1 protein-coding gene is annotated in these 12,102 nt (G+C 70.3%); it reads left to right on the forward strand.

The window, feature by feature from the left end; translation table 11 throughout:
- Nucleotides 1–12,102: non-ribosomal peptide synthetase (locus tag HUA78_RS15220; protein WP_174476568.1), on the forward strand; the 12,102-nt coding region annotated here is incomplete at both ends.

The raw sequence follows: 12,102 nt of genomic DNA on the forward strand, positions 1-12,102 counted from the left end.
GGCCCAAGGGCGTCATGGTGCCTCACCGCACCGCCGCCAACTTCTTCGCGGCCATGGATGACCGCCTGGGCACCTCTCCCGGCACGTGGCTCGCCGTCACCTCCATCTCCTTCGACATCTCCGTCCTCGAGCTGCTCTGGACGCTCTGCCGAGGCTTCCACGTCGTCCTCCATGACGAGCGCGCCGCCTCTCGCCTCGGCACCGCGCTGACGCTGCCCGAAGTCCTCCGCCGCCACCCCGTCTCCCATCTCCAGTGCACGCCGTCCTTCGCTCGCGCCAGGGTGCTCGCCGCGGACTCCGTCGCCGCGCTCTCCTCCCTCCGCTACCTCCTCGTCGGCGGTGAGGCGCTTCCCGGCCCTCTCGCATCCCAGCTTCGCGCCGCGCTCCCCCACTCCTCCCTCCTCAACATGTATGGCCCGACGGAAACCACCGTCTGGTCTTCCGCGCACCCCGCTTCCCCCGCCGACGAAGGCGCAGCCACCCTTCCCATCGGCACGCCCCTCACCAACAACCGTCTCTTCGCCCTCGACGCCTCCGGCCAGCCCTGCCCCATCGGCTCGCCCGGCGAGCTCTTCATCGCGGGCGAAGGTGTCGTGCGCGGCTACTTCGGCCGCCCCGACCTCACCGCCGAGCGCTTCCTCCCCGACGCCTTCTCCGGCATCCCTGGCGCGCGCCTCTACCGCACCGGTGACCTTGCTCGCTGGCGCCCTGACGGCACGCTCGACTTCCTCGGCCGCGCCGACTTCCAGGTGAAGCTGCGCGGCTTCCGCATCGAACTGGGCGAAGTCGAAGCCGTCCTCTCACGCCACACCTCCGTCCTCCAGGCCGTCGCGGGCGTCCACCTCGATGCCTCCGGTGATGGACGCCTCGTCGCCTGGCTCGTCCCTCAGCCCGGCCTCGCGCTCGACTCCTCCGCGCTCCGCGACTTCGCCCAACGGCACCTGCCCGAGCACATGGTGCCGTCCCTCTTCGTCGCCCTGCCCGCGCTGCCACTCACGCCCAATGGCAAGGTCGACCGCAAGGCCCTCCCCGCGCCGCAGAGCCGGGGTCCACAGTCCGCCGTCGCCGACGACTCCGAGCCGAGGACACCTCAGGAGAAGGTCCTCGCCGCCATCTGGTCCGACGCCCTGCGCGTGCCGCGCGTCACGCGACATGACAACTTCTTCGCGCTGGGTGGCGACTCCATCCTCTCCATCCAGATTGTCTCCCGCGCACGCAACGCGGGCGTCCAGCTCACGACCCAGCAGCTCTTCCAACACCCGACGCTGGAAGCCCTGGCCCGAGTGGTACAGCTCCAGGGCGGCGCCTGGGCCGAGCAGTCGGACGCCGCGCTGCTCGCGCTCACCCTGCGCACGTCGACGGACTCGAAGTGGCACGAGTCCACGGACGTCGTCCTGAGCCGGTTGAAGCAGGCCATCGCCGACCGTCTCGTCACAGCAGGCACTCCGGTGGAGGACCTCTATCCGTTGTCGCCCTTGCAGCAGGGCATGCTCTTCCACACCCTCGCCGCGCCGGGCTCCGGCGTCTACGTCACCCAGTTGACGTGGACCTTCGGTGACGCCCTGGACCTGGGGGCGTTCCGGCGCACCTGGGAGGCTGTCATCCAGCGACAGCCCCTGCTGCGCACGTCCTTCCTCACGGGCGGCTCTCAGGAGCCCCTTCAGCTCGTCCACCCCGGTGCTGCCCTGCCCTGGGAGGAACTCGACTGGCGCGGAGTGGAGGAAGCAGAGCAGCAGTCCCGCTTCCAGGCCCTCCTCTCCGAGGACCGCGCTCGCGGATTCGACCTGCGCACGCCACCGCTACTGCGCTTGACGGTCATCCGCACCGGTGAGCAGTCCTGGCGAGCCCTCGGGACCATGCACCACATGCTGATGGATGGCTGGAGCATGGGCCTGCTCTTCCAGGACCTCTTCACCACCTACGAGCAGGTTCGCGCGGGACTGGTGTGGATCCGGCGTGAAGCGACGACCTTCCGCGACTACATCAATTGGCTCGAACGCCAGCCGATGGAGCCCGCGGAGCGCTACTGGCGAAAGACGCTGCGTGGCTTCACCGCGCCCACGCCCTTGCCCGGTGCGCTTCCCCGAAGCCCGGACTCGGTGCTCCAGCGTCAGCGACTCCAGCTCCACCTTCCCGCGCAGACCACCACCGACCTCCAGGCCTTCGTCCGCCAGCACCACCTCACCCTCAATGCACTGGTCCAGGCCGCGTGGACGCTGGTGCTCTCACGTCACACCGGTGAGAAGGACATCGTCTTCGGCGCCACCACCTCAGGTCGCTCCGCCGATGTCTCCGGCATCGACCGCGCCATCGGGCTCTTCATCAACACCGTGCCCGTCCGTGTCTTCGTCGACGACGACACCACCACGCTCTCCTGGCTCCAGCAGCTCCACACCCAGCAACTAGAACTGCGCCAGTTCGAGCACACGTCCCTCGTGCGGCTGCACGGGTGGAGCGACGTGCCGCGTGGCACGCCCCTCTTCGAGTCCCTCTTCATCGTCGAGAACTTCCCCGTCGATGCCGCCGTCAACTCGGCCGGAGAGGCGCTGGGCATCCGCGACTTCACCATCCTCGACCAGACGGACACGCCGTTGGAGGCGTACGTCATTCCCGGGGACTCGCTGGAGCTGCGCCTCTTGTTCGACGCCGCGCGCTTCGCGCCATCCATCCCCGAGCGCCTCCTTCACCACTGGGGCGTGGCGCTCCAGGCGCTGATGGCTGCCCCGGAGGCGCGCGTCGCCTCCATCTCCCTGCTGACGGGAGAGGAACTCGAGCAGGTCCTTCTCTCCTTCAACAGCAAGGCCCTCCCCACGCCGGCCCAGAGTGGTTCTGTCCTTCGTTACATCGCGCCGCGCTCACGGACGGAGGAGCAGCTCGCGCGGTTGTTCGAGCAGGTGCTGGACGTGGCGCACGTCGGGGTCGAGGACAGCTTCTTCGCGCTCGGCGGCCACTCCCTGCTCGCCACGCAGATCGTCTCACGCATCCACTCCGTGCTGGGGGTGGAGCTCCCGCTGCGCGTCCTCTTCGAGTCGCCCACCGTCGCGCAGCTCGCACGCCGGCTCGAGTCCTCGACTCATGCGGTGGAGCGCCACTCCCCGCCGCTTCAGCCTGTCTCTCGCTCGGGCGAGCTGCCCCTGTCCTTCGCCCAGCAGCGCCTGTGGTTCCTCGACAAGCTGGAGCCGGACAGCCCGTTCTACAACATGCCCGTGGGTCTCCGGCTGGAGGGGACACTCGACGTCCCCGCGCTGGAGCACGCCTTCACCGAGTTGGTGCGCCGCCACGAGGTGCTCCGCACCACCTTCCGCGAGGGTCCACTTCAAATCATCCATCCAGCGGCCCCGGTTCCGCTGCTTCGCGTGGACCTCTCCGCGCTCCCCGGTGATGAAGGTGAAGCGGAAGCCCGGCGCCTCGCTCGCGAAGAGGCGCGGCGTCCGTTCGACCTCACTCGCGGGCCGCTGCTGCGCGCCACGCTGCTCCGTCTTTCCGAGTCGCGGCACGTCCTGCTGCTGACCCTGCATCACATCGTCTCGGACGGCTGGTCCGTCGACGTGCTGGTTCGCGAGTCCGCCGCGCTATATGCCGCCTTCCGCGCGGGACACGACTCTCCGCTGCCCGAGCTGTCCATCCAGTACGCGGACTACGCGGCGTGGCAACGCGGCTGGCTCCAGGGCGAGGCGCTCGACGCGCAGTTGTCCTGGTGGCGCGAGCACCTTCAGGGTGCGCCCCGCTTCCTCGAACTCCCCACGGACTTCCCTCGGCCCGCCATCCAGGGCTTCCAGGGCGCCACCCTCACCCGCACGCTGCCGCGCGCGCTGGCAACGGCGCTCCAGGCACTCTCCCGCCGTGAGGGCACCACCCTCTTCATGGCGCTGCTGGCTGGCTTCGACCTCGTCCTCTCGCGGTACTCGGGGCAGGCGGACCTCGTCGTCGGCACGGACATCGCCAACCGCAACCGCGTGGAGACGGAGGGCCTCATCGGCTTCTTCGTGAACCAACTCGCCCTGCGCGCGCGAACCACGCCGGGGATGACCTTCCGCGAGCTGCTCGCCCAGGTGCGCGACGTCACGCTGGGCGCCCACTCGCACCAGGACCTGCCGTTCGAGGAACTGGTCAAGGCCCTCAACCCCGAGCGCAGCCTCGGCCATACGCCCCTGTTCCAGGTGAAGCTGGTGTTGCAGAACCAGCCTGCCGCTGCGCTGGAGGTGCCCGGCCTCACGCTGCGCCCCGAGTTCTCGGAGTCCGGCACCTCACGCCTGGACCTCACCCTCGCCATCGTCGAGACGGAGGCCGGGCTGGAGTGCACCTGCGAGTACCGCACGGACCTCTTCGAGGCCGCCACCATCGATGGGCTCGTGCGTCACCTCGGCGTGGTGCTGGAGGCCGCGGCGGCGAACCCCGGCACGCCCATCTCCGACCTGCCCCTCATGGCCCAGGCGGAGCAGCGCCAGCTCCTGGTCGACTGGAACGCATCCGCGCACGACTTCCCGCGTGACGTCGGCGCGCACCAGCTCTTCCAGGCGCAGGCCACTCGCACCCCGGACGCCATCGCCGTGCGCTTCGAGAGCCAGCAGCTGTCCTACGCGCAGCTCGACGCCCGCGCCAACCAGCTCGCGCACCACCTGCGGGGCCTCGGCGTCCGCGAGGATGTGCCCGTCGCCCTCTGCGTGGAGCGCTCGCTCGACACCGCCGTCGCCATCCTCGGCATCCTCAAGGCGGGCGGAGCCTACGTCCCGCTCGACCCCAGCTATCCCGTCGAGCGCCTCACGTTCATGCTGCGCGACTGCGCGGCGCCCGTCCTCGTCACGACCGAGGCCATCGCCGACGAACTCCCGGCGGGGAGCGAGCAGCTCGTCCTGCTCGACGCCGAGGCGGACCTCATCGCCGCACAGCCCACCCGCGCGCCCGAGCCGGCCACCACCGCCGACAACCTCGCGTACATCATCTACACCTCCGGCAGCACCGGCAGGCCCAAGGGCACGCTCCTGCAGCACCGGGGCCTGTGCAACACGGCCCTCCAGACAGGCCGTGCCATGGGGCTCGGCACTGGAAGCCGCGTCCTCCAGTTCTTCTCCGCTGGCTTCGATGCATCGGTCTGGGAGTTCTTCGGCGCGTTGCTCTCGGGTGCCACCCTCGTGCTGGCGCCGCGTGAGCGACTCCTGCCCGGAGCACCCCTGCGTGCGCTGGCCCGGGATGAGTCCATCACCGCGGTGACGCTCACCCCCTCGGTCCTCGCGCAACTGTCGCCCGAGGACTTCCCTTCGTTGGAGACGCTCGTCTCCGCAGGCGAGGCGTGCACGCCGGAGCTGGTGCGTCGCTGGGCACCGCACGTGCGCTTCCTCAACGCGTACGGCCCCACCGAAACCACCGTCTGCGCGTCCATCACCGAGCCGCTGACGGCCGGACAGGTCCTCACCATCGGTCGCCCCTGGGCCAACCTCCAGGTGTACGTACTGGACGCTTCGCTGCGCCCACAGCCCGTCGGCGTACCCGGCGAGCTGTGCGTGGGTGGCGTCGGTCTGGCGCGAGGCTACCTGGGACAGCCCGCGCTCACCGCCGAGCGCTTCATCCCGGACGCACTCTCCGGAGTGCCCGGGGCGCGGCTCTATCGCACCGGAGACCGGGCGCGGTGGCGAGCCGATGGAACGCTCGATTACCTGGGCCGCCTCGACTCGCAGGTGAAGCTGCGCGGCTTCCGCATCGAGCTGGGTGAGGTGGAGTCCGTCCTCTCGCGGCTCCCCTCCGTGCGCGAGGCCGTCGCCGTCGTGCGCGAGGATGCTCCCGGCCTCACCCGACTGGTGGCCTACGTCGTGGCCGAGGAGGACGAGTCGGTCGACCCGGCCTCGCTGCGCGCGGCGCTCAAGGAGCGGCTGCCCGAGCACATGGTGCCCTCCGCCATCGCCGTCCTGCCCGCGCTGCCGCTCACGGCCCACGGGAAGGTGGACCGCAACGCCCTGCCTCCGCCCGAAGGCACGGGCGAGACCGAGGTCCGGGAGTACGTCGCGCCCCGAGGTGAGACGGAGTCGCGGCTCGCCACGCTGTGGCAGGAGTTGCTGCACGTCGAGCGCGTCGGCGTCCATGACGACTTCTTCGAGCTGGGCGGCCACTCACTGCTGGCCACCCAGGCCCTTTCGCGCGTGCAGGTCGCCTTCGGAGTCGAGCTGCCCCTGCGCGAGCTCTTCGAGGCCCCCACCGTGGCGCGGCTGGCCCTGAGGCTGGACACGCTGGCCCAGGCCGGCGCGAGCACCCTCAAAGCCCCCGCGCTGACTCCCGCGCCGCGCACGGGAGACCTGCCGTTGTCCTTCGCCCAGCAGCGGCTGTGGTTCATCGACCAGCTCGAACCCGGCAGCTCGCTCTACAACATCCCCACGGCCCTGGAGCTGGAGGGGCCACTGGAGGTCCCCGCGCTGGAGCGCGCCTTCACCGAGCTGCAACGGCGCCACGAGTCCCTGCGCACCACTTTCGACGCAGTGGACGGAAAGGCCATCCAGCGCGTCCACCCGGCCGCGCCGTTCCCGCTGCCCGTGGTGGGGCTGGAGTCGCTCGCGCCCGAGGAGCGGGACCGCGAGACGCGGCGGTTGACGTCGGAAGAGGCCCTGCGCCCGTTCGACCTCGCACGCGGTCCGTTGCTGCGCGCCACGCTGTTGCGGCGGGCCACGACTTCGCACGTGCTGCTCGTCACCTTGCACCACGGCGTCGCCGACGCGTGGTCCATGAGCGTCCTCGTGCGCGAGCTGGTCACCCTGTACGCGGCCTTCCGCGAGGGCCTTCCGTCTCCCCTGTCGGAGCTGGCCGTGCAGTACGCGGACTTCGCCGTGTGGCAGCGCGGTTGGTTGCGAGACGCGGCCCTGGAGGAGCAACTCGCGTGGTGGCGTGACGCACTGGCCGGCGCGCCCCCCTTGTTGGAGCTGCCCACCGACAGGCCCCGTGCCGCACTGGCCTCACGCGAGGCGGCGCTCCACCCTGTCTCCCTCGGAGCCGAGCTGTCCGAGTCCATCAAGGCGCTCTCCCAGCGCCATGGGGCCACGCCCTTCATGACGCTGCTGGCGGCGTTCCAGCTCCTGCTCGCGCGCTACTCCGGGCAGGACGATGTCGTCGTCGGCTCACCCATCGCGGGACGCAACCGCGCCGAGACGGAGGACCTCATTGGCTTCTTCGTCAACACCCTGGTGCTGCGCGCCCGGGTGGCCCCGCGCGTGACGTTCTCCGAGCTGCTGACCCAGGTGAAGCACTCCACCCTCGGCGCGTTCGAGCACCAGGACGTGCCCTTCGAGAAGCTCGTGGAGGAGCTGCAGCCTCAGCGCAGCCTCGGCTTCTCTCCGCTCTTCCAGGTCACCTTCTCGCTGCTCAACGCGCCCACCGGCGACCTGGAGCTTCCCGGCCTGAGCCTGCGCCCGCTCACGCCGACGGGGCTGCTCGCCAAGTTCGACCTGGACCTCACCCTCTCCGAGTTCCCCACGGGCTTCGAGGGCGCGCTCCAGTTCTCCACCGCGCTCTTCGACACGGCCACCGCCGCGCGGATGGCGACGCACTTCCTCACCTTGCTCCGCGCCGCCGTGGCCCAGCCGGAGGTGCCTGTCTCCTCCCTGCCGCTCATGGACGCCGCCGAGCGGCAGCGCCTCCTCGTCGAGTGGAACAACACCGGCATCGACTTCCCGCTCGACAGCCCCATCCATCGACAGGTCTCCGTGTGGGCCGGGCTCATGCCGCACGCCACCGCGGTCATCTCGGACGATGGCACCCTCTCCTTCTCCCAGCTCGAGGCCCGCGCCAGCCGTCTCGCCGCCCGGCTCCTCCAGACGGGTGTCCGTCCGGGCTCCCTCGTCGCCGTCTTCCTGGAGCGCTCACTCGAGCTGCCCGTCGCCCTGCTCGCCATCCTCAAGGCGGGCGCCGCGTGGCTCCCGTTGGACCCGGCCTATCCCCGTGAGCGACTGGCCTTCATGCTCCAGGACGCCGCGCCCCCGGTGCTCCTCACCCAGCCTCACCTCCAGGCGGCATTGCCCGAGGGCCCCACCGTCATCTCCCTCGACCCGCAGTGGGGCGCGCATGGGGATGACGGCGAGAGACGCTTCGACACCGAGGTGGCCGTGGCTCCCTCCAGCCCGGCGTACCTCATCTACACCTCCGGGTCCTCTGGCCAGCCCAAGGCCACGCTCGTCTCGCATCAGGCACTCGCCAACCACATGGCGTGGTTGCTCTCCGCCTTCCCGCTCCTGCCCGGCGACAGGGTTCTCCTCAAGACGCCGCTCAGCTTCGACGCCTCCGTCTGGGAAATCTGGGCGCCGCTCCTCGCGGGACTCCCCCTGGTCCTCGCTCCCACCGACGCTCACCGCGACCCGGCCGCGCTCCTGGCCAGCGTCCTGCGACACCGCGTCTCCGTCCTCCAGCTCGTCCCCTCCCTGCTGCGCTTCCTCCTCGACGAGGAAGGGCTTGCGAGCGCGGCTTCCCACCTCCGCTTCCTCTTCTGCGGCGGCGAAGCCCTGCCCTCCGAACTCGCGCGCCGCCTCCACGCCACGCTCCCCAGGGCCCTGCTCGTCAACCTCTACGGCCCCACCGAAGTCACCATCGACTCGACGTTCGCCCTCGCCTCACCGTCGGAGTCTCGCGCGGCCATTCCCATCGGCAGGCCGGTCTCCAACACGCGGGCCTACGTCCTCGACGCGCTCCTCGAGCCCGTCCCCACGGGGGTCCCGGGCGAGCTGTTCCTCGCCGGTGCCCAGCTCTCGCTCGGCTACCTCCACCGCCCGCACCTCACCGCGGAGCGTTTCATCCCGGACCCGTTCGGCACCGAGCCTGGCGCGCGCATCTACCGCACCGGCGACAAGGTGCGCTGGCTCGCTGACGGCACCCTGGAGTACCTCGGGCGCCTCGACTTCCAGGTGAAGCTGCGCGGCCAGCGCATCGAGCTGGGTGAAGTCGAAGCCGCGCTCCTCGCGCACGCCGACGTTCGTGAAGCCGTCGCGCTGGTTCGAGAGGACTCGCCGGGCAACCAGCACCTCGTGGGCTACGTCGTCGCCAGCGAGACGGTGGACATCGCGGCCCTGCGCACGTTCCTCCTGGCGCGGCTGCCCGAGTACATGGTGCCCGCCGTCCTGGTACCGCTGGAGGCCCTGCCCCTCACGGCCAACGGCAAGCTCGACCGAAGCGCCCTGCCGGCCCCCGACGCTGTTCTCACCGACACCTACGTCGCGCCTCGCACCAACACCGAGCGCACGCTGGCCGCCCTCATGGCGGAGCTGCTGCGCATCGAGCGCGTCGGCGCCGAGGACTCCTTCTTCGCGCTCGGCGGCCATTCGCTCCTCGCCACCCAGCTCGCCTCGCGCATCCGCGCGGCCTTCCAGGTCGAGCTGCCCCTCCGAGCCCTCTTCGAGGCTCCCACTGTCGCGTCCCTCGCGGCGCGCATCGACGCGAGTTCCCGTGGAGGTACCTCGAAGGCGCCTCCCCTGACGCCCATGCCTCGCACCAAGGCCTTGCCGCTGTCCTTCGCACAGCAGCGACTGTGGTTCATCGACCAGCTCGAGCCGGGGAGCTCCCTCTACAACATCCCCATCGCCCTGCGCCTCGAAGGCACCCTGGACGTCGCCGCCCTCGAGCGCGCGGTCTCCGAGGTCGTCGCACGACATGAAGTGCTGCGCACCACCTTCACGGCCTCCGTCGACGGGCAGCCCCTCCAGCGAATTCGCACGGCTTCTCCCGTCACCATTCCGTGCATCAACCTCCGTCACCTTGACCCGACCTCCCGTTCCTTCGAGGAGCGGAGCCTTGCCCTGGAGGAGTCCGCTCGCCCGTTCGACCTGACCTCGGACTCCCTCTTCCGCCTCTGCCTCGTCCAACTGGAGGAGCACGCGCACCTGCTGCTCTTCACCGTCCACCACATCGTCTCGGATGGCTGGTCCACCGGGGTGCTGGTGCGCGAGCTGGGCGCGCTCTATGCGGCGCACCTGTCCGGCGTGCCTGCCTCACTGCCTCCGCTGCTCGTGCAGTACGCCGACTTCGCGGCCTGGCAGCGCGGCTGGCTGCGCGACGAGGCGCTGCGCACGGAGCTGGACTACTGGAAGAAGCACCTCCAGGGGGCTCCGGCGCTGCTGGAGCTGCCCACCGACAGGCCGCGTCCCGCGGTTCAATCGCGCACGGCCTCGTCCCATCCGCTCTCCCTCGGCGCGCGGCTCTCCGAGGCCGTCAAGGCGCTCTCCCAACGTGAAGGCGCCACACCCTTCATGACGTTGCTGGCGGCCTTCCAACTCCTGCTCTCGCGATACTCCGGGCAGGACGACCTCACCGTCGGCTCGCCCATCGCCGGCCGCAACCACGCGGAGACCGAGCCCCTCATCGGCTTCTTCGTCAACACGCTCGTGCTCCGCGCGCGCATCGACTCGCGGGCCTCCTTCCGAGTGCTCCTCGCCCAGGTGCGCGCCTCCACGCTGGAGGCGTACGAGCACCAGGACGTGCCCTTCGAGAAACTCGTCGAGGAGCTGCAGCCCGAGCGCAGCCTGGGCTTCTCTCCCCTGTTCCAGGTCTTCTTCTCGCTCCTCAACACCCCCATGGGGGACCTGGAGCTTCCCGGCCTGCGCGTCCTTCCCGTCGACTTCGACAACGCCGTCGCGAAGTTCGACCTCGACCTCTCCCTCAGCGAGACGCCGTCGGGCTTCCAGGGCTCGCTCCAGTTCTCCACGGCCCTGTTCGACGCGGCCACCATCTCTCGACTGGCGTCCCACTTCCTCATGCTGCTCCGCGCGGCGGTGGAACAACCGGATGCCCCCGTCGCGTCCCTTCCGCTCATGGACGAGGCCGAGCAGCACCGCGTCCTGGTGGAGTGGAACGACACGCATGCGGACTTCCCCGCGCACACCACCGTCCACGCCCTCTTCGAGGACACCGTCGCTCGCGCTCCCAACGCGCTCGCCGTGTCCATGGGCGACGCTCAGCTCACCTTCCGTGAGCTGGAGGCCCGCGCCAATCAGCTCGCCCACGCGCTGCGCGACCTGGGTGTCGGGCGAGGCTCACGGGTGGGCCTGTACTTCCGCCGCTCGCCGGAGATGGTCGTCGCCCTCTGGGCCGCGCTCAAGGCCGGTGCCGCCTACCTCCCTCTCGACCCGGCCCTGCCCGACTCTCGCATCGCCTTCCTCCTGGACGACACCCACGTCGCCATCGTCCTCACCGAGTCGGTGCTCGCGGACGCGCTGCCCGCGAGCGCGCTCCATGTCCTCCGCGTCGACGACGACTGGGACGTCACGGCGGGCAAGCAGCCCACGACTGCTCCGGCCCCCCTGGCCACCGCCGACGACCTCGCCTACCTCATCTACACCTCCGGCAGCACCGGCCTCCCCAAGGGCGTCATGGTGGAGCACCGGGGCGTCGTGAACTACCTCACCTGGGCCCTGCGCGCGTACCGCATCGCCGAAGGCTCGGGCTCTCCGGTCCACTCGCCTCTCTCCTTCGACCTGACCGTCACCAGCCTCATCGCTCCGCTCATCGCGGGGAGACCCGTGGTGCTCGTTCCCGAGGAAGCGGGCGTGGAGGGACTGGGCGAAGCCTTGCGCGAGGGCAGCGACTTCAGCCTCGTGAAGCTGACTCCCACGCACCTGCAACTGCTCGCCTCCCAGCTCACACCGGGTGAGGCGGCTGGTCGCACGCGGGCCTTCGTCATCGGTGGAGAGGCCCTGACCGCCGAGGGCGTGGCCTTCTGGCGCAAGCACGCTCCGGACACCCTGCTCATCAACGAGTACGGCCCCACCGAGACGGTGGTCGGTTGCAGCGTCCACACCGTGGCTCCCGGAGACGCAACGAGCGGTTCCATCTCCATCGGCCGTCCCATCGCCAACACCCGCCTGTACGTCCTGGATGCCCACCTGCGCCCCGTTCCAGTGGGAGTCGTGGGTGAGCTGTTCATCGGCGGCGCGGGCGTGGCGCGCGGCTACTGGCGGCGTCCCGCGTTGACCGCGGAGCGCTTCATCCCTGATGCCTTCAGCACGCAGCCCGGAGCCCGGATGTACCGGACGGGCGACCGCGTCCGCTGGGGCGCCGACGGACGGCTGGAGTACCTGGGCCGCGCCGACTTCCAGGTGAAGGTGCGTGGCTACCGCATCGAACTGGGAGAGATTGAAT

Source organism: Myxococcus sp. CA033, assembly GCF_013336625.1.
Taxonomy (GTDB): domain Bacteria; phylum Myxococcota; class Myxococcia; order Myxococcales; family Myxococcaceae; genus Myxococcus; species Myxococcus llanfairpwllgwyngyllgogerychwyrndrobwllllantysiliogogogochensis.